Source organism: Saliniramus fredricksonii (assembly GCF_900094735.1).
Taxonomy (GTDB): Bacteria; Pseudomonadota; Alphaproteobacteria; order Rhizobiales; family Beijerinckiaceae; genus Saliniramus; species Saliniramus fredricksonii.
In genome coordinates, this window is the sequence record NZ_FMBM01000002.1 from 985,595 (window position 1) to 1,008,020 (window position 22,426).

Annotated in this window: 20 protein-coding genes and 1 tRNA gene; 13 read left to right on the plus strand and 8 right to left on the minus strand. The window is 63.6% G+C overall.

Going from position 1 to position 22,426, the window contains the following annotated elements; genetic code table 11:
• Window positions 1-9 precede the first annotated feature (9 nt).
• Window positions 10-3,480, minus strand: a complete 3,471-nt coding sequence (carB, locus tag GA0071312_RS11130) for a carbamoyl-phosphate synthase large subunit (RefSeq protein ID WP_074445025.1) — start codon at window positions 3,478-3,480, stop codon at window positions 10-12.
• Window positions 3,481-3,866: 386 nt separating this feature from the next.
• Here carB and GA0071312_RS11135 point away from each other — a divergent pair, with 386 nt between their 5' ends.
• Complete coding sequence (locus tag GA0071312_RS11135) at window positions 3,867-4,649, plus strand: SDR family NAD(P)-dependent oxidoreductase (protein ID WP_074445026.1); 783 nt, start codon at window positions 3,867-3,869, stop codon at window positions 4,647-4,649.
• 170 nt (window positions 4,650-4,819) lie between these two features.
• Window positions 4,820-5,656 carry a beta-keto acid cleavage family enzyme gene (locus GA0071312_RS11140; protein ID WP_238947189.1) on the plus strand — a complete coding sequence of 279 codons (837 nt, stop codon included), beginning with the start codon at window positions 4,820-4,822 and terminating at the stop codon, window positions 5,654-5,656.
• A 15-nt stretch (window positions 5,657-5,671) separates the two neighbouring features.
• On the opposite strand, the gene GA0071312_RS11145 is transcribed toward GA0071312_RS11140, so the two are convergent.
• Complete coding sequence (locus GA0071312_RS11145) at window positions 5,672-6,367, minus strand: alpha/beta fold hydrolase (RefSeq protein WP_074446112.1); 696 nt, start codon at window positions 6,365-6,367, stop codon at window positions 5,672-5,674.
• A gap of 172 nt (window positions 6,368-6,539) precedes the next feature.
• Between GA0071312_RS11145 and GA0071312_RS11150 the strand changes: the two genes are divergently transcribed.
• The gene (locus GA0071312_RS11150) at window positions 6,540-8,141 is read left to right on the plus strand and encodes a DEAD/DEAH box helicase (protein ID WP_074445027.1); all 1,602 of its coding nucleotides are present in this window, start codon (window positions 6,540-6,542) and stop codon (window positions 8,139-8,141) included.
• Between the two features lie 114 nt (window positions 8,142-8,255).
• The gene (locus GA0071312_RS11155) at window positions 8,256-9,338 is read left to right on the plus strand and encodes a GGDEF domain-containing protein (protein ID WP_074445028.1); all 1,083 of its coding nucleotides are present in this window, start codon (window positions 8,256-8,258) and stop codon (window positions 9,336-9,338) included.
• A 95-nt stretch (window positions 9,339-9,433) separates the two neighbouring features.
• Here GA0071312_RS11155 and GA0071312_RS11160 read toward each other — a convergent pair whose 3' ends face one another.
• Complete coding sequence (locus GA0071312_RS11160; protein ID WP_083204514.1) at window positions 9,434-9,778, minus strand: TfoX/Sxy family protein; 345 nt, start codon at window positions 9,776-9,778, stop codon at window positions 9,434-9,436.
• A gap of 60 nt (window positions 9,779-9,838) precedes the next feature.
• Window positions 9,839-10,228 (minus strand): Fe-S cluster assembly scaffold SufA, encoded by a 390-nt coding sequence (sufA, locus tag GA0071312_RS11165; RefSeq protein ID WP_074445030.1) that lies wholly within the window; start codon window positions 10,226-10,228, stop codon window positions 9,839-9,841.
• A 207-nt stretch (window positions 10,229-10,435) separates the two neighbouring features.
• Here sufA and GA0071312_RS11170 point away from each other — a divergent pair, with 207 nt between their 5' ends.
• Entirely contained in the window at window positions 10,436-11,173 is a 738-nt protein-coding gene (locus tag GA0071312_RS11170; protein ID WP_074445031.1) for a 3-deoxy-manno-octulosonate cytidylyltransferase, read from the plus strand.
• Window positions 11,170-12,030: a prephenate dehydratase gene (locus tag GA0071312_RS11175; RefSeq protein ID WP_074445032.1), complete on the plus strand. Its 861-nt coding sequence runs from the start codon at window positions 11,170-11,172 to the stop codon at window positions 12,028-12,030. Before GA0071312_RS11170 ends, GA0071312_RS11175 begins: the two co-directional genes overlap by 4 nt.
• Window positions 12,031-12,043: 13 nt before the next feature.
• Here GA0071312_RS11175 and nudC read toward each other — a convergent pair whose 3' ends face one another.
• Together nudC and GA0071312_RS11185 are read right to left on the minus strand one after the other, a co-directional pair.
• Window positions 12,044-12,967 carry an NAD(+) diphosphatase gene (gene nudC / locus GA0071312_RS11180; RefSeq protein ID WP_074445033.1) on the minus strand — a complete coding sequence of 308 codons (924 nt, stop codon included), beginning with the start codon at window positions 12,965-12,967 and terminating at the stop codon, window positions 12,044-12,046.
• A gap of 29 nt (window positions 12,968-12,996) precedes the next feature.
• Window positions 12,997-13,410 (minus strand): HIT domain-containing protein, encoded by a 414-nt coding sequence (locus tag GA0071312_RS11185; RefSeq protein ID WP_074445034.1) that lies wholly within the window; start codon window positions 13,408-13,410, stop codon window positions 12,997-12,999.
• A 239-nt stretch (window positions 13,411-13,649) separates the two neighbouring features.
• Here GA0071312_RS11185 and GA0071312_RS11190 point away from each other — a divergent pair, with 239 nt between their 5' ends.
• The 6 genes from GA0071312_RS11190 (at window position 13,650) to GA0071312_RS11215 (ending at window position 20,027) form a co-directional block, all read left to right on the plus strand.
• The gene (locus tag GA0071312_RS11190; RefSeq protein ID WP_083204676.1) at window positions 13,650-15,428 is read left to right on the plus strand and encodes an AMP-binding protein; all 1,779 of its coding nucleotides are present in this window, start codon (window positions 13,650-13,652) and stop codon (window positions 15,426-15,428) included.
• A gap of 325 nt (window positions 15,429-15,753) precedes the next feature.
• Complete coding sequence (locus tag GA0071312_RS11195) at window positions 15,754-17,541, plus strand: acetolactate synthase 3 large subunit (protein WP_074445035.1); 1,788 nt, start codon at window positions 15,754-15,756, stop codon at window positions 17,539-17,541.
• A gap of 130 nt (window positions 17,542-17,671) precedes the next feature.
• Entirely contained in the window at window positions 17,672-18,358 is a 687-nt protein-coding gene (locus tag GA0071312_RS11200; RefSeq protein WP_074445036.1) for a glutathione S-transferase family protein, read from the plus strand.
• Between the two features lie 69 nt (window positions 18,359-18,427).
• Entirely contained in the window at window positions 18,428-18,967 is a 540-nt protein-coding gene (gene ilvN, locus GA0071312_RS11205; protein WP_074445037.1) for an acetolactate synthase small subunit, read from the plus strand.
• Between the two features lie 263 nt (window positions 18,968-19,230).
• Window positions 19,231-19,307, plus strand: a tRNA-Asp gene (locus GA0071312_RS11210).
• Between the two features lie 327 nt (window positions 19,308-19,634).
• Window positions 19,635-20,027, plus strand: a complete 393-nt coding sequence (locus GA0071312_RS11215) for a PilZ domain-containing protein (protein WP_074445038.1) — start codon at window positions 19,635-19,637, stop codon at window positions 20,025-20,027.
• Here the strand turns inward: GA0071312_RS11215 and GA0071312_RS11220 are convergent.
• Both GA0071312_RS11220 and GA0071312_RS11225 read right to left on the minus strand, forming a co-directional pair.
• Window positions 20,006-21,112, minus strand: a complete 1,107-nt coding sequence (locus GA0071312_RS11220) for an AI-2E family transporter (protein WP_083204516.1) — start codon at window positions 21,110-21,112, stop codon at window positions 20,006-20,008. The genes GA0071312_RS11215 and GA0071312_RS11220 overlap by 22 nt on opposite strands.
• Window positions 21,113-21,291: 179 nt before the next feature.
• A complete protein-coding gene (locus GA0071312_RS11225; RefSeq protein ID WP_074445040.1) occupies window positions 21,292-21,795 on the minus strand; it encodes an HdeA/HdeB family chaperone in 504 nt (167 codons plus the stop codon).
• A gap of 251 nt (window positions 21,796-22,046) precedes the next feature.
• On the opposite strand from GA0071312_RS11225, the gene GA0071312_RS11230 reads away from it, so the two are divergent.
• Complete coding sequence (locus tag GA0071312_RS11230; RefSeq protein ID WP_074445041.1) at window positions 22,047-22,412, plus strand: NADH-quinone oxidoreductase subunit A; 366 nt, start codon at window positions 22,047-22,049, stop codon at window positions 22,410-22,412.
• Window positions 22,413-22,426: the final 14 nt, after the last annotated feature.

A 22,426-nucleotide genomic window follows, 5' to 3' on the forward strand; every position in this document is an offset into this window, starting at 1 on the left:
CTCGCGGTGTCAGGCGAAATATTCCTGCAAGGACCGCACCTGCAGATCGCCGCCCATATAGGCCGTGATGCCTTCAACCGCAGCAATCGCTCCTGCCAGAGTGGTGTAGTATGGCACCTTATGCAAGAGGGCTGCGCGGCGAAGCGAGCGGGAATCGGAAAGCGAGCTCGCCCCCTCGCTGGTGTTGAGCACCAGATGCACATCGCCGTTCTTGATCGCATCGACGACATGCGGGCGTCCCTCGAGGACCTTGTTGATGCGCTGCGACACGACGCCTTCCGCTTCAAGGAAGCGCTGCGTGCCGTCGGTGGCCAGAATGGTGAAGCCGTGTCCCGCCAGGGCGCGCACCGCCGGCAGGATGCGCGCCTTGTCCGCATCCTTCACCGACACGAAGGCGACGCCGGCGCGCGGCAGCGTGACACCGGCACCCAGCTGGCTCTTCAGGAAGGCCGTGCCGAAGGAGGAATCGAGCCCGATCACCTCGCCGGTGGAGCGCATTTCCGGCCCGAGCAAGACGTCGACGCCCGGGAACCGTGCAAAGGGGAAAACGGCTTCCTTCACAGCGATATGGTCGAATGTCTTCTCCCGGAGCGCGAAGCTCTCCAGCGTCTCGCCCGCCATCACCCGCGCGGCGATCTTGGCGATCGGCTCGCCGATGACCTTGGCGACGAAGGGGACCGTGCGCGAGGCGCGCGGGTTGACTTCGAGCACGTAGATATCGTCGCCCTTGAGCGCGTATTGCACGTTCATCAGACCGCCGACATCCAGCGCCAGCGCCATGGCCTTCGTCTGGCGTTCGAGCTCGGCGCGGATCTCCGGGGACAGCGTATGCGCCGGCAGCGAGCAGGCGGAATCGCCGGAATGGATACCCGCTTCCTCGATATGCTCCATGATCCCGGCGATGAACACGTCCTTGCCGTCGGCGAGACAATCGACATCCACCTCGACGGCATCGGAGAGATAGCGGTCGAAGAGCAGGGGATTGCGGCCCAGAACCGTGTTGATCTGTCCGGTCTTGTCGTTGGGATAGCGCGCCTTCACATCCGAGGGGATGAGGCTCGGCAGGACGCCCAGCAGATAATCCTCGAATTGCGATTCGTCGTGGATGATCGCCATGGCGCGCCCGCCCAGCACGTAGGAGGGGCGCACGACCAGTGGCAGTCCGAGCTCGCCGGCGATGAGGCGGGCCTGCTCGACGGAATAGGCGATGCCGTTTTGCGGCTGCTTCAGGCCGAGCTTGTCGAGCAGGCGCTTGAATCGGTCACGATCCTCGGCGAGGTCGATCGCGTCGGGCGAGGTGCCGAGGATCGGAACCCGCGCCTCTTCCAGGGCGCGCGCGAGCTTCAGGGGCGTCTGTCCGCCGAACTGGACGATGACCCCGTGCAGCGTGCCCTTCGAGCGCTCCAGATCGATGATTTCCAGCACGTCTTCCGCCGTCAGCGGCTCGAAATAGAGGCGATCCGAGGTGTCGTAATCGGTCGAGACCGTCTCGGGATTGCAGTTGATCATGATGGTCTCGAAGCCGGCATCACCGAGCGCGAAACAGGCATGGCAACAGCAATAGTCGAATTCGATACCCTGGCCGATGCGGTTGGGCCCGCCGCCGAGGATGATGACCTTCTTGCGGTCACTCGGCAACGCCTCGTCCGCCGGGGCTCCGGCGAAGAGGTTCTCGTAGCTCGAATACATGTAGGCGGTGGGTGATGCGAATTCGGCCGCGCAGGTATCGATGCGCTTGAAGACCGGGTGCACGCCCAGCCCGTGCCGAATCATCTTGACCTGTGCTTCCGACTTGCCTGCGAGCACGCCGAGCCGGTCATCGGAAAAGCCCATCGCCTTGAGGCGACGGAACAGGCGCGCACTCTCCGGCAGGCCGAAGCGGCGGACCTTCTCCTCCATGTCGACAATGGCGCGGATCTGCTCCAGGAACCAATGGTCGATCTGGCAGGAGGCGTGGATCTCGTCGTTCGAGGTGCCCAGCCGCATGGCCTGCGCCACCTTGAGCAGGCGGTCCGGCGTCGGGCGCCCGAGCGCCGCCTTGATGGCGTTGCGGTCGTCGCCCTTGCCGAGGCCCTCGATCTCGATCTCGTCGAGCCCGTTGAGGCCGGTTTCCAGCGAACGCAGGGCTTTCTGCAGGCTCTCGGGGAAGGAGCGTCCGATCGCCATGGCCTCGCCGACCGATTTCATCGAGGTGGTGAGCGTCGGCTCCGCACCGGGGAATTTCTCGAAGGCGAAACGCGGGATCTTGGTCACGACGTAATCGATCGTCGGCTCGAAGGAGGCCGGTGTGGCGCCGCCGGTAATGTCGTTGGCGATTTCGTCCAGCGTATAGCCCACTGCGAGCTTGGCGGCGACCTTGGCGATGGGGAAGCCCGTCGCCTTCGAAGCCAGCGCCGAGGAACGCGAGACGCGCGGGTTCATCTCGATCACGACCATGCGGCCCGTCTCGGGATTGATGGCGAATTGCACGTTCGAGCCGCCGGTCTCGACCCCGATCTCGCGCAGGACCGCGATCGAGGCGTCGCGCATGATCTGGTATTCCTTGTCGGTCAGCGTCAGCGCCGGCGCGACGGTGATGGAATCGCCGGTATGGACGCCCATCGGATCGATATTCTCGATGGAGCAGATGATGATGCAGTTATCCGCCTTGTCGCGGACGACCTCCATCTCGAACTCCTTCCAGCCGAGCACGCTCTCCTCGATCAGAACCTCGCCCGTGGGGGAGGCGTCGAGGCCGCGCTCGACGATGTCGAGGAACTCCTCGCGGTTATAGGCGATGCCGCCGCCGGTGCCGCCCAGCGTGAAGGAGGGGCGAATGATTGCCGGCAGGCCGATCTCGGCCAGGGCCATCAGCGCTTCGCCGAGCGCATATTCCTGGCAGCGCTTGCGCCGCTCGCTGGCGCCGGCGGCCCATTTTGCCTCGAATTCCGTCTTGAGCTTCGTCTTCTCGTCATCCGCCACGTCCATGCCGGCGATCCGGGTGATCTCGTCCTGGTATTGCGCCTTGTGCTTGCGCTTGAGATCGGAGGCATTGGCGAGGCGCGAAGCCGGGGATTCGAGCCCGATCCGCGTCATGGCTTCGCGAAAGAGCTGGCGGTCCTCCGCCATGTCGATGGCTTCCGCCGTGGCGCCGATCATCTCGACGCCGTATTTCTCGAGCACCCCCATCGCCTGCAGCGACAGCGCGCAGTTGAGCGCCGTCTGCCCGCCCATGGTGGGCAGGATCGCGTCGGGGCGCTCCTTCTCGATGATCTTGGCGACGATCTCCGGCGTGATCGGCTCGACATAGGTCGCATCCGCCATTTCCGGATCCGTCATGATCGTGGCCGGGTTCGAATTGACCAGGATGATTCGGTACCCCTCCTCACGCAAGGCCTTGCAGGCCTGGGTGCCCGAGTAATCGAATTCGCAGGCCTGGCCGATGATGATGGGGCCTGCGCCGACAATCAGGATGGAGGAGATATCCGTGCGTTTGGGCATGATCGATCCGTCAAGATGCGGGAGACGTTCGCATAAAAAAGAGGCCGCGCGCCGAGTGAGAGACGCCGCCTCATGCTCCGTCGCCCGGCGAGCGTTGCACGCGGGTCGTGATGGTGCAGGGCTATAGACGGAAATTTTCGCGAAGGGAAGGTGTCCGTGTGGCTTTGCGCCCGGCGATTCGCGCTTTTGTGCACATATTCTGCGGCGAGCCGTTGCGTTGCACGCCGCACCATCTACTCTTTCGCTGATGGCAATGCGGTGCAACAATAACCGTGAAGGCCATGGCGCGATGCTGATGGTCCCGCTTGCGTGATCCCGGTCATGGCAGAGCGCGCACAATGTTCCTATGTGATGAAAGTCGATAACAAGCAGGAGGGGTTACAAACATGGCCAATATACGCTGGACGGTGGTGACGGGTGCCTCGGGTGGAGTCGGCGCGGATATGGCGCGCGTCTTCTCGGGGATAGGGCATAATCTCGTCCTCGTTGCCCGCCGGCGTGATCGGCTCGAAGCGCTCGCCGACGAGTTGCGCCAGCGCAACGGCGGCCTCGTCGAGGTAATCGAGGCGGATCTGGCCGATCCCGGGGCGCCCCAGGCGTTGTTCGATGCGATTGCCGCGAAGGAGATCGCGGTCCACACGCTGGTCAACAATGCCGGTTTCGGCCTCGGTGGGGATTTCGTCGACCGCCCGATCGCGGAACACATCAATCTGATCGACGTGAATATCGGCGCGCTCACGCGCTTGTGCCACCTGTTCCTGCCCGGCATGCTCGCGCGCAGGCAGGGCGGCATCATCAATGTCGCATCGCTCGCCTCCTTCCTGGCCGGTCCGCACATGGCCTCCTATTATGCGAGCAAGGCGTATGTGCTTTCGCTCTCCGAAGCGCTCTACGAGGAAGCGCGCCCGCACGGCGTCGTGGTGACGGCCCTGTGCCCCGGCGCTACCGAGAGCGGCTTTGGCGAGCGTGCGGGCATCCTCGATACGAAGCTCTTTGCCGGTCGCAAGATGAGCGCCGAGGCTGTCGCGCGGATCGGCGTCGAGGGGTACCGCGCCGGTCACGCCATCGTCGTACCGGGGGCGATGAACCGGATCACGGCCCAGTTCAGCCGCCTGATGCCGCGTTTCATCTCGCGCCGAGTCGCGGCATCGGTCAATCAGAAGAAGTAGGGCATTTCGCCCGCAGGATCGGTTGAGCGGGTGCGGCTTTGCCCAATCGCGTTTTCATCGGATCTGCGCCACGTATGCATGGTCAGGCTTTGGCCTCCGTGGCATCACGGAGGTGACATGCTGGCCTGATCCCCGATGATGGGCGGTGGGGTTCGATCGGGGAGGGTGGCTTGAGCGAAGAGATAACAGGTAATGCACCGACGATCATAGCCGTGGCGCCCAATGGCGGGCGTCGCACGCAGGCCGATCATCCGGCGCTGCCCGTGACCGCTGCGGAGACCGCGCGCACGGCGGCGGCTTGCCGGGAGGCCGGTGCGGCGATGCTGCATATCCATGTGCGCCGGCCCGATCAGCGCCACAGCCTCGATGTCGATCTCTACCGCGAAGCCATCGCCGCAACCCGCCGCGCGGTGGGGCCGGATATGGTGATTCAGGCCACGACCGAATCCGTCGGCCTCTATGGGCCCGACGCGCAGATGGCGATGGTGCGCGAACTCCGGCCCGAGGCGATCTCGATGGCCCTGCGGGAACTCGCGCCCGATAACGATGCCAAGGCGCGGTTTGCCGAATTCACCGCATGGCTGCGGCGCGAGAACATTGCCGGGCAGATCATTCTGTATGATCGCGACGACACCGCCCGGGCCCGCGCCTGGGCGCGCGAGGGCGTTTTCGATCCCGCGCAGCTGTCGGTGATCTTCGTGACCGGGAAATACACGCCGCCGACCACGGCGATGCCGATCGACCTCCTGCCGCTGTTCAATGATTGCGCGGAGCTCTTCCGGGACTGGATGTTGTGCTCCTTCGGGCCGAATGAAACCGCCTGCGTCACGCTCGCGGCGCTGCTGGGCGGGCATTGCCGCGTCGGTTTCGAGAACAATCTCGATCTGCCCGACGGCCGTCGGGCGCCTGACAACGCCGCCATCGTGGACGCCACGGCGACCGCGCTGGGCAGCGTCGGCCTGCAACGCGCCACGCCGGCGCAGCTGCGCGCGCGCTGGGGGCTGTGAGGCCCGCCTCGCGGATCAGGTCGCGAGCCACGCCGCAAGCGCCCGGTTGACCGCCTCGGGGTGTTCCATCGTCGCAAGATGCCCACAATCGGGGATGATGCCGAGCGTCGCCTGCGGCAGGGCTTCGGCCATTTCCTGCGAGAGTGCCGGCGGCGTCAGCACATCCTCGTCGCCGACGATGACAAGCGCCGGAATCCTGATCTCGGGAAGCCGCGCGCGATGATCGCGACGGCCCATGATCGCGCGCTCCTGCCGGATGAAGGCCTCAGGGCCGATACTGGCCGCCATCGCATCGACGCGAGCACGGAGCGCCGTATCCTGCTGGCGCCCCTGCGCCACGAGCTTGCTCCACAGCGTCTTGCAGACCTCGTCGAACCGTCCGGCCTCGGTGAGGGCGATCAGGCGCTGCCGGTTCTCCACCGCCTCCGGCGCATCGGCGCGGGCATTGGTGTCGAACAGCGCGATCCGGTTGATCCGCTCCGGCGCCTGCGCCTGTGCTTCGAGGGCGATATAGCCGCCCATGGAGAGGCCGACCAGGATGAGCTCGTCGTCGGGATTCTCATCGAGAAGGCGGCCCGCCATCGCCGTGATGGTGTCATCTCTGGTTGTGTCCGCGATTGCGACCCGATGCGTCTTGCGCGCCATCGCGATCTGATCGGCGAACAGATCGGCGTCGCAATTCAGCCCGGGAATGAAAATTATCGTCGCCATGAGCCGGCCTTTCTCGTGCAAATGATTGACAAACAGGGCGTTCGCCATATGGTCCACGCGCACGACTTGTTCAGGCTGGGCCTGAAAACGAATTACGCGTCCCTCCGTCTTAGTCGTGCCGGATGGATGCGGCAATGCAGCCCCAGACGCTGCGGAACGGTTTCTACACTCCATGTCTTTTGACGAACTCGGTCTGAGTGACAAGGTTCTCCAGGCGGTTACCGCTTCCGGTTACACGCAGCCGACCCCGATTCAGGAACAGGCGATCCCGCATATATTGGGTCGACGCGACGTGCTCGGTATTGCGCAAACCGGTACAGGCAAGACGGCGGCTTTCACGTTGCCGATGCTGACCATGCTGGAAACCGGTCGCGCCCGCGCCCGCATGCCGCGCACGCTCATTCTGGAACCGACGCGCGAACTCGCGGCGCAGGTTCAGGAGAATTTCGAGCGCTACGGCGTCAACCAGAAGCTCTCCGTGGCGCTTCTGATCGGCGGCGTGTCCTTCGGCGACCAGGATGTCAAGATCACCCGCGGCGTTGACGTGCTGATCGCGACGCCGGGGCGCCTTCTCGACCATTTCGAGCGCGGCAAGCTGCTGCTCACCGGTGTCGAACTGCTCGTCATCGATGAGGCTGACCGAATGCTGGATATGGGCTTCATTCCCGATATCGAGCGTATCGTGAAGCTGACCCCCTTCACCCGCCAGACGCTTTTCTTCTCGGCGACGATGCCGCCCGAAATTCAGCGTTTGTCGGATGCATTTTTGTCGAATCCCGTTCAGATCGAAGTCTCGAAGCCGGCCTCGGCGGCGACGACGATCACGCAGCGCCTTGTCGCGACGCGCAACGAAGCCGCGACGAAGCGTGCGGTTCTGCGCGATCTGATCCGCGAAGCGGACGCGATCGATAACGGCATCATCTTCTGCAACCGCAAGCGCGATGTCGCAACGCTGCATCGCTCGCTGCAGCGGCACAAGTTCAATGCCGTCGCGCTGCACGGCGATATGGATCAGCGCTCGCGCATGATCGCGCTCGACGCTTTCCGCAAGGGTGAGGCGACCCTGCTCGTCGCGAGTGATGTCGCTGCGCGCGGGCTCGACATCCCCGCCGTCAGCCATGTCTTCAACTACGATATTCCCCACCACGCCGAAGATTACGTCCACCGCATCGGTCGTACCGGTCGCGCGGGCCGCGCCGGTGCGGCCTTCACGCTGGTCACGCCGGGTGACGAGAAATCGCTGTCGGCGATCGAAAAGCTGATCGGTGGCGCCGTCGTCTGGCACGGTGACGATCTCGCAACGCTGAAAGCCGGCAATGCTCGCGGAGCATCCGCTGCCGATGCTGACGAGCAGGATTCGTCCCAGCGTTCGCGGCGTGGCGGCAAGCGCAAGCAGGCTGCGGCGCGCGGTGATGACGCGGATACGGAGCGCTCGGGCCGGCGGGTCAGGGCAACGCGGAAGGCGCCGCCGCCCGAGCAACCAGTCGACGATGCCGAGACGGCTGGTGAATCGCAGGGGGCGCCGCGCAAGCGGGCCGTTCGCGATGAAGCTCCCGTCGCAGGTGATTCGCGCGGCAAGGAAGCCGCTAGGGCAAAGACCGGCAAAGCACCCGTTGAGCTGGAAGCGTCACGCGGCGATGGCGAGCGCACGAAGGCGCGCAAGCCCTCTCGCTCACGTCGTGACGAAGAGGCCGATGCCTTGTCCGAGACGGGATTTGGTGATCACGTCCCCGCCTTCCTGCTACGCCCGGCGCGGCCCAAGTCCAAGAAATAAATCGGCGATTGTGTGTTGTTAAGGGTTTATTGAATCGATTGCGCAGATACTGTCGTTAATGGCTGTTTCCAGGCTCGTGAAGAGAGCCGGGACGGGTGAAGGGGCAGAACGGTCGTGTCACGCAATCAAGCCGGATCAGATGTCGAGAGGACGTTCACGATTTCCCAGCGCGCGCTGGAACTGATGAAATCGTACGGTTCTTCCGCCACCCCGCGTTCCTACGAGGTCTGGTACACCTATGTGGCCGGGCACAAGCCGGCCTTGAACGATGCCGTCAAGCGGATCGCGGCGGAAAACGGCAAGATTGATGAAGGCGATATCGACGCGCTTCACACCGAATACATCTCATCCGACCGCTTCACCGAAGAGGCCGAAAAGACCGGCGCCGTCGTCATTTCCGAGATCGACCAGGTCATGGAAATGCTCGACATGGCCCTTGGCTCGACGCAGAAATACGGCGAATCGCTCGATGCCTTCGCCGCTGATCTCAACAGCGGTGTCGATCGCAGCCGCGTGCGCGAGATCGTCTCATCTCTCGTCCTCGCCACCAAGGATGTGCGCGCCACCAACACAACGCTGGAAGCGCGCCTGCGTGAGACGCGCGGTGAGATCGACACCCTGCGCGAGACGCTCGAAGCAGTGCGCATGGAATCGCTCACCGATCCCCTGACGGGCATTGCCAACCGCAAGCATTTCGAGGAAATGCTGGTGAAGTCGCTGGACCAGGCGCTGGTCGAGCGCTCGCCGCTGGCTCTGGTCGTCATCGATATCGACCATTTCAAGCGCTTCAACGATACCTATGGCCATCTCACCGGCGATCAGGTGCTGCGTCTGGTCGGCATGACCATGCGCGAGCAGGTCAAGAGCAAGGCGACGCTGGCCCGCTTCGGCGGCGAGGAATTCGGTATCATCCTGCCCGATACGACGCTGGAAAATGCGCGCGCTGCGGCGGAGCGGGTTCGCACATCCGTGATGAGCCGCGAACTGATCAAGCGCTCGACCGGCGAGTCGCTCGGCAAGGTGACAATTTCCGTCGGCGTGTCGGCGATGCGCAAGGGCGACACCGCCGTCTCGCTGCTGGAGCGCGCCGATCAGTGCATGTTCTTCGCCAAGCGCAACGGGCGCAACCGCACCATCGCGGATGCCGATAGCGAATTTCAGAAGGAACACGGCGCAGGCATGACGGAAGTCGCCTGATCTGCCTCCTGTCGCACCGAAGTCCGTGAACCGGTCTGACCTCGTCGGATCGGCTTTTCACATGAGCAGCGACCTGGCGCGGCGCAGCATCCGGATCAGCGCCTTGCGCGCATGCCATCCCGGTCATGCCCTGATTTGCCACGGGCCTTTCGCGCGGCTTGACGCTGCGCGCAAGCATGTGCGCGCCTTGCCCATTGCGCCATGATACCGGGATCTTCCAGCGCTGCGAGCGGTGCGCTCCAGTAGCCCATGGCCACATCGCGATTGCCCTTGCGATAATGGAACTGTTCGCAACCGGCTTTGTGAAAGGCCGGCGCATCTGCATCGTCGGCCTTGAGATAGAGAATGCCATCGGCCTTGAGGGCGAACATCAAGCCATCACGAAACACGCCGCAGCCGCCGAACATACGCCGCAGCCTGACGGGACCAAAGGCGCTCATCGCATCCGTGATTGCATCCGCATCCAGGATCGTGTCGCCTCCCGCTGATGGTTCTGCAGATCAGCGTGCCGGGCTGTTGGTCTCTGCCACCGGTTCAAGCTTCGCCGGTGTGATCGCGACCGATTCACCGCAGCCACAGGCCGAGGTCTGGTTGGGATTGTTGAACACGAATTGCGATGCAAGTTTCGTCACCTCGAAATCCATCTCGGTTCCCAGCAGGAACAGCACGGCTTTCGGATCGACGAAGACTTTCACGCCCTTGTCCTCGACGACATCGTCCCCCGGCGTCGCAGTCTCGGCATATTCCATCGTATAGGCCATGCCCGCACAGCCGGCATTGCGTACGCCCACGCGCACGCCCTCAATGGGCTTGTCCGCATTTGCGATGATCTCCTTGACGCGATCCGCAGCCGCATCGGTCAGGGAAATGACTTTCAATCCACCAAACATCTCTTTCCTCTCCACCCACGGGTAGAAGGCCCGGGCCAGTGAGTTGCCTTGTTTCAACATAGTGAGATCGGCCGCCCGCGTCGAGGGTCGTTTCCGACATCGCGGCTTTTTGCAATGCAATCGTTGCGATTCCTTGCTTGCCAGCGAAGCGGGGAGGGGGCTATCTAGCGCCTACATCGCGCAAAAGACGTAAAAAGTGTATTCGCCATGTCGGATCCCGTCATCCTGATACCCGCCCGCATGGCGGCCTCGCGCCTGCCGGGCAAGCCGCTTGCGGATATTGCGGGGGAGCCCATGATCACGCATGTCTGGCGCCGCGCCGTCGAGGCGGGTATCGGTCCGGTTGCGGTGGCGACGGATGCGCCGGAGATTGCGCAGGCGGTCGAGGCGGCGGGCGGCGTCGCGGTGATGACGCGGGCCGATCACGCTTCGGGCTCGGACCGGATTTTCGAGGCCCTCGAAGCGCTCGATCCCCAGGGAAGCCATGACGTGGTGGTTAACGTGCAGGGCGATTTCCCCACGATTGATCCACGCGCCATCGCCGCCGCAATCCTGCCGCTGGCGGACCCTGCCGTTGCAATCGCCACGCTTGCCTGTCCGATCCGCGATGAAGACGAGGCGAATGATCCCAATATCGTCAAGGTGGTCGGCTCACCCGTTTCCGCCGGGCGGCTGCGCGCACTCTATTTCACCCGGGCCCGTGCACCGTGGGGCGAAGGGCCGCTCTATCATCACATCGGGCTCTACGCCTTCCGCCGGCGCGCACTGGAGCGCTTCATCGGCCTTGCGCCGTCGGCTCTGGAGATGCGTGAGAAACTCGAGCAGTTGCGCGCGCTGGAAGACGGCATGCGCATCGACGTCACCGTGGTCGATGATGCACCCTTTGGCGTCGACACACCCGAATCCCTGGCGCGCGCCCGCGCCGTTCTCGGAGAGCCTTCATGAGCAAGATCATCGCCTTTCAGGGCGAGCGCGGCGCGAATTCGAACATCGCCTGCCTCGACGTCCATCCGGATTGGACGCCGCTGCCGTGCCCGACCTTCGAGGATGCCTTTGCCGCCCTGAAGGAAGGCCAGGCGCAGCTTGCGATGATCCCGATCGAGAATTCGGTTGCTGGGCGCGTCGCCGATATCCACCATCTGCTCCCGGAATCCGGGCTTCACATCATCGGTGAATATTTCCTGCCCGTCCGCCATCAGCTGATGGCGGTGAAGGGGGCGACGCTCGCCACGATTCGGACCGTTCAGAGCCACGTCCAGGCGCTCGGCCAGTGCCGACGCACCCTGCGCAAGCTCAACCTCGTCCCCGTCGTCGGTGCCGACACGGCGGGCTCCGCGCGTCAGATTGCGGAGCTGGCCGATCCGACCCGCGCGGCCATCGCTCCGAAGCTTGCCGCGGAGGTCTACGGTCTCGAAATCCTCGCCGCCGATATCGAGGACGAGGCGCACAATACGACGCGCTTCATCATCCTTGCCAATGATCCGCTTGAGATCGCCGCCGGCACGGCGGATTGCGTGACGAGCTTCGTCTTCCGCGTGCGCAACATCCCCGCCGCGCTCTACAAGGCGATGGGCGGTTTCGCGACCAACGGCGTCAACATGACCAAGCTCGAGAGCTACATGATCGAAGGCCATTTCACCGCGACCCAGTTCTACGCGGAGGTCGATGGCCACAAGGACGAGCCGCATCTGCGCCGCGCGCTGGAGGAACTCGCCTTCTTCTCGCGCGAATTGAACGTGCTCGGCGTCTACCCCGCCCATCCGTTCCGCCGCAAGCTGCGCGACACGATGGACGAGGAATGAGCCGGGGCGCGGCTCATCGGGCGAGGTAGAGCCGCACCAGGTGATGCGCGATCGCGACTGGCGGCGGGGTGCGCAGATTGTCGGGATGGCGGTCCTCCAGCATCAGTGCGACGTCGTCGCGCGAGAACCAGCGCACGTCCTCCATTTCCTCGTAATCGATGTCGAGGCTGTCATCAGCGGCGATGCCGTGGCAGCCGATCATCAGGGAGGAGGGGAAGGGCCAGGGCTGGGAGAGCATGTAGCGCACCTCGCCGACACGCACCCCCGCTTCCTCGAAGGTCTCGCGCCGCACCGCATCCTCGACCGTCTCGCCCGGTTCGACGAAGCCTGCGAGGCAGGAATAATTGCCTGCCGGAAAGCGCGCCTGGCGCCCGAGCAGGATCCGCTCGCCATGGGTGATCAGCATGATCGCGACGGGGTCGGTGCGGGGAAAATGCTGCGTGCCGCAGGCATCACAATCGCGGCGAAAGCCCGAAGCGCTCGCGCGGGTCGGCGCTCCGCAATTCGCGCAGAAGCGGTGCCGCGCATGCCATGAAAGCAGGGATTTCGCCTCGGCCAGCATTCCGGCCTCGCGCTCGGGCACGAGCCCCTGCGTGGCGACGGAGCGCAGATCGAGCACGAAGCAAGTACCGTCTCGCTCGAAAGCCTCCAGCTGATCCGCTGCGGTGAGCAGGGCAAGCACATGGCTGCCGTCGAGAGTGCCGAGATAGACCTCCTCCGCGACCGGCAGAGCGCCGCGTATGGCGGCGGGATGAAGGGCGCTGAGCCCTGATTCGGTGTGGCGCAGAATCGGAATGTCGCCGGCGAAGAGCACGATCCGTGCCTGCGGATCGTGGCGATGGCGTGCGAGCGCATCGTCGCCGCGCTCGCTCGTGTGGCGCATCAGCCCATTGGTGGCAAAGCCCATGGGCGGGTGGCCCTTCGTGAAATCGGTCATGCCTTTCGGCGCCCCTCTTCTCGGGATTGTCAGGCTTCCGCGAAGGCCTGTGTGAAACGGTCGATCAGGGGCTGAACCCCGTGGGCGGGATAGGTGCGGCGTTCGCCATGGCCCCAGACGGGACCAGGCCAGGCAGGATCGGAGAGAAAGCGTCCGATCACGTGGAGATGGAACTGCGCGACGACATTGCCGAGATTCGCGACATTCACCTTGTCCGGATCGGCAACCTTGCGCATCACCGACACGGCGATACGCGCCTCTTCCATCAACTGGCGTGCATCCTCGGGCGCGAGATCGTCCAGTTCGACGATATCGGGCCGGCGCGGCACCAGGATCAGCCAGGGAAAGCGCGCATCGTTCATCAGACGCACGCTGCACAATTCGAGATCACCGAGTGCGATCGTATCGGCTTCGAGGCGGGTATCGAGAGAGAAGTCGCTCATATCTGCTGTGTAGCGCGCAATCGCCCGCCGGCAAATGCGAAATCCGTCACCGTCACGCTGCGCACGGGCAGGTGGGAAAACCGTGGCGGTTGGACAAGGGGCGAAACCCGATGCACGGTTTCGCGTTTCCTTGAAGGGGCAACGTACACGCTTGGGGGGCAATCCGGGAGGCGCCGATGTGCGATGAGAACACCGGCGGAAAGCCGAGCAGGAAGCGCGAAACGGCCAGAGGCGGAGCGATGAAAGCCGCATCGAGGAAATCGTCGGCGCCCGCGAAGAACACGCGCAGGCAATCCTGCGCCTCTCACGACATCCCGCGCCCCTGGCGCGATCACTATCCCGATTTCGTGGCGCACGAGATCGACGAGAGCGCCGTGCCCGATCTCGCCGGTCTGTATGATCGCGCCGTCTCGCGTTTCGGCCAGGCCGATGCCTTCGAGAGCTTCGGGGTACGGATGCGCTTCACGGATCTCGACGGGCATGTGCGGGCCGTTGCCGCCTGGCTGAGCGCGCAGGGTTACGGCAGGGGCGATCGCATCGCGGTGATGATGCCCAACGTCATGGCCTACCCGGCCATTCTGTTCGGCATCCTCAAGGCCGGCTGTGTCGTCGTCAATGTCAACCCGCTCTACACCGTGCGCGAGCTCAGGCACCAGATCACGGATTCCGGGGCGAAAGTCTTGTTTGTGTTGGAAAATTTTGCTCATACGGTCGAGCGTTCGGATCTGGCGAAGGCGGCGCTGGAGCACGTCGTGCTCGTCGCGCCGGGCGATCTGCTCGGGCTCAAGGGCCATCTCGTCAATGCGGTATCGCGCTACGTGAAACGCGTCGTCCCGCGCTATGATCTGCCCGATGCGATCAGGCTGCGTGCGGTTCAGCGCCATCCCGGCGCTGCCGCATACAGGCCGCGCGACATCGCCAGGGACGACATCGCCTTCCTGCAATATACGGGCGGGACGACCGGACTGCCCAAGGGGGCGACGCTGCTGCACGGCAATGTCGCGGCGAATGTGGCGCAGCTCGAAGCGTGGATCGGGCATGAGATGGAGGCGCATGAAGACAAGGTGATGATCACGGCCTTGCCGCTTTATCATGTGTTCAGCCTCACAGCTTGCCTGCTATTCTTCCATTTCGGCGCGCGTCAGGTGCTGATCGCCAATCCGCGCGACATATCGGGCCTCGTCGACACGCTGAAGACGACGCCGTTCAACTGTGTCGTCCTGGTCAACACGCTCTACGACGCGCTGGCCAGCCATTCGCGGATCGGCGAGGTAGATTTCGCGCATCTCTATCTTTCAATCGCGGGCGGCATGCCGACGCAGAAGGCCGTTGCGCGCAAATGGAAGGCGCTGACCGGAACCGCCATCATCGAGGGGTACGGGCTTTCGGAAACCTCGCCCGTGGTCACGGCCAACCGGCTCGACCTGGAAGAGTTCTCCGGCGCCATCGGCTACCCGCTGCCCTCGACGGATGTCACCATCCGGGATCAGGAGGGCAATCTGCTCGGCTGCGATACGGAGGGGGAACTCTGCGTGCGTGGTCCGCAGGTCATGGCGCGCTACTGGAATCAGCCGCAGGAGACGAAGAAAGTCATGACACAGGACGGCTTCCTGCGCACCGGCGATGTTGCCGTGCTCCAGGAAGATGGCCTCGTGCGCATCGTCGACCGGCTCAAGGACACGATCTCCGTCTCCGGCTTCAACGTCTATCCCAACGAGGTCGAGAGCGTTCTGGCCGATCATCCGCAGATCGCCGAAGCGGCCGTGATCGGCGTGCCGGACGCCCATTCCGGTGAACGCGTCGTCGCTTACGTGGTGCGCCGGGATACGGCGTTGAGCGAGCAGCAGATCCGTGCCCATTGCTGGGAACTGCTTACGCCCTATAAACTTCCACGCGAGATCAGATTTCGTGACGCTCTGCCCAGGACGAATGTCGGAAAGGTGCTGCGCCGGGCATTGCGTGATTCAGACGATGGCGCTGGCAAGCGGGATCAGGTGGGCGAGGGGAGTGCTTCGTGAGCGGCGCGATGGTTGTCGCAGCTGTGGGCTTTTGCGCCCGCGCGGGATTTCGCGCCGCGTGTGAGCATAAGGCTTGACCGAAGTGAAAGTCTCGGCTAATTTCTGCGCAACTTTATGAAAGGAAAGCGCGAGCCATGAGCACGCTTATTCTCGTAATTGGGGCGCCATCGACGGAGCGGGTATGACCCGTACGATCCGGCGATGGTGCATGAGGCCCCCGAAGGGGCCTTTTTTATTGCCTGAACCACCCACACGAACGCCGCCCTCAACACAGAAGACAAACCGGTAAAGTTCCCCCGGTAGAACGCTTAAAGGAAAGTCGATCATGAGCGAGATGATGACCGGAGCCGAAATGGTCGTGCGCGCCCTCCAGGATCAGGGTGTCGAGCATATCTTCGGATATCCCGGGGGCGCCGTATTGCCGATTTACGACGCGCTGTTTCATCAGGACACGGTCGAGCACGTGCTGGTGCGCCACGAGCAGGGTGCGGTTCACGCGGCAGAAGGCTACGCGCGCTCGACCGGCAAGGTCGGTTGCGTTCTCGTCACCTCCGGACCGGGTGCGACCAACGCGGTGACGGGTCTCACCGATGCGATGATGGATTCGATCCCCCTCGTGTGCATCACCGGCCAGGTGCCGACCCATCTGATCGGTTCCGACGCCTTCCAGGAATGCGATACGGTCGGCATCACCCGCCATTGCACAAAGCACAACTACCTCGTGAAGGATATCGCGGATCTGCCGCGCATCCTGCATGAAGCCTTCTATGTCGCCGCCAATGGCCGTCCGGGCCCGGTCGTGGTCGATCTGCCCAAGGACATCCAGTTCCAGACCGGCGCTTATGCCCGCCCGACCAGCAGCGAGCACAAGACCTACCGGCCTGCCGTGAAGGGCGATATCGAGAAGATCCGCGCGGCGATCGAGCTGATCGGCGCCGCCAAGCGTCCGGTCTTCTATACGGGTGGTGGTGTGATCAATGCCGGCCCGCACGCCTCGCAGCTGCTGCGCGAACTGGTGCGGCTGACGGGCTTCCCGATCACCTCGACCCTGATGGGCCTCGGCGCCTATCCGGCTTCCGACAGGCAGTTCCTCGGCATGCTGGGCATGCACGGCACCTATGAGGCCAATCTGGCCATGCATGGCTGCGATCTGATGATCTGCATCGGCGCGCGTTTTGACGACCGTATCACCGGGCGGCTCGACGCCTTTTCGCCAAATTCGCGCAAGATCCACATCGATGTCGATCCCTCCTCGATCAACAAGAACGTCAAGGTCGATCTCGGCATCGTCGGCGATTGCGGCTACGTGCTCGAGGACATGGTGCGCCTGTTCCGCACGATGTCGCCGCAGATCGACAAGCCGGCCCTGGCGCAATGGTGGGAGCAGATCGAGACCTGGCGCTCGCGCAAGTGCCTCGGCTACCGCCCTTCGACCGAGACGATCAAGCCGCAATTCGCCGTCGAGCGCCTGTACCAGGCAACGCTCGGCCCCGCTGGTCGGGGACGCGACACCTATGTCACCACGGAGGTGGGCCAGCACCAGATGTGGGCGGCGCAGTATTTCGGCTTCGAAGAGCCCAATCGCTGGATGACCTCCGGCGGCCTCGGCACGATGGGCTACGGGTTGCCGGCGGCGATCGGCGTGCAGATGGCGCATCGCGACGGGCTTGTCATCGACATTGCCGGCGAGGCCTCGATCCTGATGAACATCCAGGAGATGTCGACGGCGGTGCAGTACCGGCTGCCGGTGAAGATCTTCATCCTCAACAACGAATATATGGGGATGGTGCGTCAGTGGCAGGAGCTTCTGCATGGCGGGCGCTACTCGCAGAGCTATTCCGAATCGCTGCCCGATTTCGTCAAGCTGGCCGAGGCCTACGGGGCTGTCGGCATGCGCTGCGACAAACCTGACGATCTGGACGGTGCGATCGAGGAGATGCTCGCCATCGACCGCCCGGTGATCTTCGACTGCATCGTCGACAAGGCCGAGAACTGCTTCCCGATGATCCCGTCGGGCAAGGCGCATAACGAGATGCTCCTGAACGACTACCTCTCGGAGGACAAGCAGGATATCAGCAGCGCCATCGACGACAAGGGCAAGATGCTGGTCTGATTCTGGTGCCGCCAGCGTCTGCCAGGGCGCTGGCGGACGTTGCCTCGGGCCATGCTGTTGCATCCTCCGCGTGCTTGTATAGGCTTGAACAGAACCCAGCAGATCCAATCATGTAGCCGCCGGAGATCCGATGCCCACGCTCGTCATTGCCAACAAGATCTACTCATCCTGGTCGCTGCGGCCCTGGATTCTGATGCGCCATTACGGGCTGCCCTTCGAGGAGGTGGTGATCCCTCTCGACCAGCCCGAGACCCGGGCGCGCATTCTCGCATATTCCCCCGCCGGCAAGGTGCCTGTGCTGATCGACGGTGATGCCGTGGTCTGGGAATCGCTGGCGATCCTGGAAACGCTGGCGGAACGGCATCCCGATCTGCCGATCTGGCCGCGCGATCCCGCAGCCCGCGCGCTGGCGCGCTCGATTGCCGGCGAGATGCATGCCGGCTTCCGGGCTCTTCGCGCCGCGCTGCCGATGAATCTCGGGCGGCGCTACGCCCATCGCGATCGCGGCGCGGACGTGGGGGCGGATGTGGCGCGCATCACCGCGATCTGGCGCGATGCCCGCGACCGGTTCGGCGCCGGCGGGCCCTATCTGTTCGGCGCCGATTTCGGGGCAGCGGATGCGATGTATGCTCCGGTCGTGACCCGGCTCGACACCTATCAATGGCCCGTCGAGGCCGATATCCGCGCCTATATGGATTCCGTGCTCGCGCTGCCCGCCTTCAGGGAATGGCGCGAACAGGGCTTGCGCGAAAGCTGGCTCGTCCCGCATGACGAAGTCGACGAGCCGGCGATCGAGAATTACCGCGAAGGGCTGTGACCCGGCGCGACGACCGGGCACGGCCGGTTCAACCACGTGCGAATCAGGAAACAGCAGGGCGATGCAACGATGAACAGTCAGACCCACTACCCGGAACAGACGGTCACCCAGACAGTCAACCGCCACACGCTTGCGGTGATCGTCGATAACGAGCCGGGTGTCCTGGCCCGTATCGCCGGCCTGTTTTCCGGACGCGGTTACAATATCGAGAGCCTCACCGTCTCCGAGACCGAGCACGAAAAGCACATCTCGCGCATCACCATTGTCACCACAGGCACGGCTAACGTAATCGAGCAGATCAAGTACCAGCTCGAGCGCATCGTGCCGGTACACCGTGTCGACGACCTCACCATCGACGGGGCAGCACTGGAGCGGGAATTGTGCCTCGTCAAGGTGGTCGGCAAGGGGGAGCATCGGGTCGAAGCGCTGCGGCTTGCTTCCGCCTTCGGAGCGCGCACGCTCGATGCGACACTGCATTCCTTCGTCTTCGAGCTCACCGGGGCGAGCGAGGAGGTCGAGCGGTTCATCAATCTGATGACGGCTGTGGGCCTCAAGGAGGTGGCGCGTACCGGTATCGCCGCCATGAGTCGGGGGGCGGAGGGAATCTGAGCGGAATCAAAGCGCGGCGGCTGCAGTGTCTCGCCGCCGGGAATGAATGCGGCATCGGGCGTAATTTCGCTCGGTGCCGTTTTGCGTCATGGCTTCGAAAACTGCCGCAACAGCCTCCCGATAAAGGCGGCTCAACGGTTTGTCGTGCGTCGCTTCGCCATGGCCGTAGAAAATGGCATACAGGGCCCACGCGGCGCTTGACAGCGACGAAGGCGCGCCGTAAACCCGCGCCATCGCCGCAGACGAACGCGGCGCGAATGGAAGCGGGCGTAGCTCAGTCGGTTAGAGTGCCGGCCTGTCACGCCGGAGGTCGCGGGTTCGAGTCCCGTCGCCCGCGCCATCGCCTCGTTTCTTCACGCCTTGTGAATGCAAATATCTCTTGCGTGCCGCAACGGCACGTGTGGCAGATTCGTATGAGCCAGCAGGATGGATCGCGCAAAACGATACGCTTCTGCAGGTCCATGTAACCGGGCAATGCGTTGCGAAGTCCGCTATGAAAAACCATTAAGTTTCCATAAACATTCATTGAATGCAAAACTGGTTTATCGCGATCTCTGGTTTCACAAGAGAGGCGGATTTATATCTCGTGTTTCAAATTAACGATTGGGAAGCAACATTCCTGTAGCCTCTGAGGGTCACAGAGACCCGAGGCTGTACAATCATGTTGATGACACCCCCAGGCACCAATCATCGCCGCTCGGAGCGGATGCGGTCATTCATGGCCGCGCGAATCCTCTACAACAAGGGGATGATGAAGGTCGATTGCACGATCCGCAATACCTCCGATGGCGGCGCCAAGCTGGAGGTTTCCGGCTCCGTGACGCTGCCCGAGCATTTCGAACTGCACATCCCCCAGAGGAATGTCACGCGCAAGGTTCGTCTGGCCTGGCGCCAGGGTGATTTCTGTGGCGTCTCCTTTCTCGATGCCGCGCCCTCGGGGGCCGAAGCGCCGCCGGACATGAGTGATGAGACCGAGGAGCAACTGCGCGCCCGAATCAGGGAACTGGAGGGGATGGTGACGAAGCTCAACGCCCGGATTCAGGAGCTGACCTCCGGGTGATGCGTATCCGGATGGGGCAGGGCGGCGGGCTTGTTGCTCCGCTCGAAGACGCTGACGTCATTGGCCAGCAGCACGGCGAGCGGACGGGTCTGTTCGAAAGCGGCGAAGATGATCGCCAGCATGGACGTCATTGGCACGGCGAGGATTGCACCGGGGACGCCCCAGAACGCGTACCAGAACGACAGGGCGACCAGGACGACGAAGGGTGACAGGTTGACCCTGCGACCGATCATGCGGGGCTCGAGGAAATTCCCCACCCACATTTGTGCCGCCGTGAGCATTCCCGCGATCAGCAGCGTCAGCGTGATCGAGCCGAACTGGGCGATGCTCATGAGCACGGGAAAGGCGACGCCCAGAAGCGAACCGAAATAGGGGATGTAGTTCAGAATTCCGATGACGATCGCCCAGAACAGCGCATAATCCACCCCGAAAAGCCACAGCACCACAAAAGACAGGCAGGCGAGGATGATGTTGATCAGCGTTTTCACCGCGAGGTAATCGGCGATTCGGTCGTTGATATCGGAGATTACCGCCATGGTCTTGTCAGCCTGGCCCTGGCCCGGGAGCGCGACCGAGATCTTGTGAGCGAAGCTGCCGGCCTCGCCCGTGAGGAACAGCGCGTAGACCACGGCCATGAACAGCACACCCACAAGGGCGCCGACGGAGCCCGCCAGCCCGCCGATCAGCCCGGTCATGTCGATGCGATCGATGGTAACGGCGCGCACCGCCTGCCAGTCGGGATTGCCGGCGGTGCCGAACATGGCCATCACCTGCGTCACCATCCGTTCCAGATTGGCCTGATAGCCCGGTGCCGAGGCCACGAGGTCGCGCACGGCGACGATCACGACGCCGTTGAAGGCGAAGATCACCCCGATGAATCCCACCAGCAGCAACAGGCGTCGCACCAGCGAAGGCAGCAGCCGTGTCACCGGCCAGCGCCCCAGCGCACGCGAGGCGTTCGACATCACATAGGCGGAAAGCACCGCGATGACGATCGGAAGCAGGATGTCTTTTCCGACGGCGAGCAGCCAGCCGACCATGATCGCCAGAAAGACAGCGAGACAGAGGATTATCAAGGTCCGCATCGAGTCGGGCGCTTTCTCGCTGTCTCGGCGCATGCCACCTCACTCCCGACTCTTGCGTGCGACTCCTGGAGCAGCCCTTGCCCCGCCGCGATCGAGCGTGCTCAACCACATACGATCACGCCCACCTGCGCAACGATAGCCGCACGGATGGCAGGAGGAAAGGCACACGGCATCCCGGTTCAATCAACCGGGCGCGGGCGCATCGGCATCTCGGGGGAGGGCGCTGGCACGCTCTGAGTGTCGCGCGGTGGATCGCGCGGCGCGTCGGACGGCACCGTGATGCGCAGGCCCTCGCGGGCCCGGTTGCCGCTCATGCCGTCACTGCCACTGCCGCTGCCGTTTGCGGCGACGGGCGGCTCCTCGCCGCGCAGGATCGTCGCGGTCTCGTTGCTGACAAGGGGGGCTTCGGGATTCTCGGCGCAAAAGCTGATCAGCGCTTCGACCGCGCCCTCGATCCCGTCGATATCGAGCAGCGGGCGCTGGCCGGTTCCGATATAGTAACCATGCAGCCAGACGCCGATGCTGCGCTTGCGCGCCGATCGCAGCCGGTCGAACTGGGCGCAATCGACGCGCATCATGTCGATCGCGCGATTCTGGGCCAGCGCAGCGCCGTTTGGCGCTTCGGAAAGGAGCAGGAACACGAAAACGGCACAAAAGACCGAAAAAACGGTGCGACGCAACATCACAAACCCTCCCCAAGGAGAAACGAATCGCTATTTCCCTTATAGTAACAGGCCAAGGCATCCGATGCGCATGGCTGCGGGCGGATGCGCCGGCAGGAGGTCCAGTCTGGAATCCTCCCGTGTCGGTTCTTGTGTTTGCGTGGTGGCTGGGATAAGCCTCGCCCGCGAGGTTTGCGGATGCGAAGAAGGCGTGACCGGCTGGCGCGGGATCGTCGCGGATGCGCCGGGATTGTGATCGGGAAGGTCGACGTATGGACAATCTTTTGACGGATTATCTGCCGCTGGTGATCTTCATCGCCCTGGCCATGGTGATCGGTGGCGCGCTTCTGGTGGCGCCCTTCATCGTCGCGCACAGCAATCCTGACAGCGAGAAGGTCTCGACCTACGAATGCGGCTTCAACGCCTTCGACGATTCGCGCATGCGCTTCGATGTGCGCTTCTATCTCGTGGCCATCCTCTTCATCATCTTCGATCTGGAAGTGGCGTTTCTGTTCCCCTGGGCCGTGGTCTTCGGTGAACTGGGCTGGTTCGGCTTCTGGTCGATGATGATCTTCCTCGGCGTGCTGACCGTCGGATTCGTCTACGAATGGAACAAGGGAGCCCTGGAATGGGATTGATCGATCGCGACAAC

Bases quoted from the DNA above. Each gene is read 5' to 3' on its own strand.
- GA0071312_RS11185 (WP_074445034.1), bottom strand. From the start codon at position 13,410: ATGAGCGACTTCTCTCTCGATACCCGCCTCGAAGCCGATACGATCGCA.
- ilvN (WP_074445037.1), top strand. From the start codon at position 18,428: ATGAACAGTCAGACCCACTACCCGGAACAGACGGTCACCCAGACAGTC.
- GA0071312_RS11225 (WP_074445040.1), bottom strand. From the start codon at position 21,795: ATGTTGCGTCGCACCGTTTTTTCGGTCTTTTGTGCCGTTTTCGTGTTC.
- GA0071312_RS11230 (WP_074445041.1), top strand. From the start codon at position 22,047: ATGGACAATCTTTTGACGGATTATCTGCCGCTGGTGATCTTCATCGCC.
- GA0071312_RS11195 (WP_074445035.1), top strand. From the start codon at position 15,754: ATGAGCGAGATGATGACCGGAGCCGAAATGGTCGTGCGCGCCCTCCAG.
- sufA (WP_074445030.1), bottom strand. From the start codon at position 10,228: ATGTTTGGTGGATTGAAAGTCATTTCCCTGACCGATGCGGCTGCGGAT.
- nudC (WP_074445033.1), bottom strand. From the start codon at position 12,967: ATGACCGATTTCACGAAGGGCCACCCGCCCATGGGCTTTGCCACCAAT.
- GA0071312_RS11175 (WP_074445032.1), top strand. From the start codon at position 11,170: ATGAGCAAGATCATCGCCTTTCAGGGCGAGCGCGGCGCGAATTCGAAC.
- GA0071312_RS11190 (WP_083204676.1), top strand. From the start codon at position 13,650: ATGAAAGCCGCATCGAGGAAATCGTCGGCGCCCGCGAAGAACACGCGC.
- GA0071312_RS11170 (WP_074445031.1), top strand. From the start codon at position 10,436: ATGTCGGATCCCGTCATCCTGATACCCGCCCGCATGGCGGCCTCGCGC.
- carB (WP_074445025.1), bottom strand. From the start codon at position 3,480: ATGCCCAAACGCACGGATATCTCCTCCATCCTGATTGTCGGCGCAGGC.
- GA0071312_RS11150 (WP_074445027.1), top strand. From the start codon at position 6,540: ATGTCTTTTGACGAACTCGGTCTGAGTGACAAGGTTCTCCAGGCGGTT.
- GA0071312_RS11135 (WP_074445026.1), top strand. From the start codon at position 3,867: ATGGCCAATATACGCTGGACGGTGGTGACGGGTGCCTCGGGTGGAGTC.
- GA0071312_RS11145 (WP_074446112.1), bottom strand. From the start codon at position 6,367: ATGGCGACGATAATTTTCATTCCCGGGCTGAATTGCGACGCCGATCTG.
- GA0071312_RS11200 (WP_074445036.1), top strand. From the start codon at position 17,672: ATGCCCACGCTCGTCATTGCCAACAAGATCTACTCATCCTGGTCGCTG.
- GA0071312_RS11160 (WP_083204514.1), bottom strand. From the start codon at position 9,778: ATGAGCGCCTTTGGTCCCGTCAGGCTGCGGCGTATGTTCGGCGGCTGC.
- GA0071312_RS11215 (WP_074445038.1), top strand. From the start codon at position 19,635: ATGACACCCCCAGGCACCAATCATCGCCGCTCGGAGCGGATGCGGTCA.
- GA0071312_RS11220 (WP_083204516.1), bottom strand. From the start codon at position 21,112: ATGCGGACCTTGATAATCCTCTGTCTCGCTGTCTTTCTGGCGATCATG.